Source organism: Blastococcus goldschmidtiae, from assembly GCF_031845325.1.
In the GTDB taxonomy this organism is placed as follows: Bacteria; Actinomycetota; Actinomycetes; order Mycobacteriales; family Geodermatophilaceae; genus Blastococcus; species Blastococcus goldschmidtiae.
The window spans coordinates 1-252 of record NZ_JAVREI010000058.1; the positions used below are offsets into that span (position 1 = coordinate 1).

Below are 252 nucleotides of genomic sequence, written 5' to 3' on the forward strand. Positions count from 1 at the left end.
CACCGCCGCCGGCGCCAAGACGCCCTCGGCCGTATGACCCCCATCGAGTTCGAGACACTGACCCAGGCCGCTCACGCGGCCTGACTGCCCCCAACGAACAAGAGTCAACTGAAGTCTGGGCAGTCCCCTTCGTCGCGGTAGCGCTCGGCCCATTTCTTGGCGGTGCGCCACGAGACGTCGTAGCGCTCGGCTGCGCGGGCTGGGGACCAGCCGTGGTCAATGACCAGCCGCGCAAGACGGAGCCGGGCGCGA

The 252-nt window shown here is 69.0% G+C and carries 1 pseudogene; it reads right to left on the reverse strand.

What is annotated here, in order from left to right:
* Window positions 1-125: 125 nt before the first annotated feature.
* Window positions 126-252, reverse strand: a pseudogene (locus RM425_RS21575) (helix-turn-helix domain-containing protein); the annotation flags it as partial.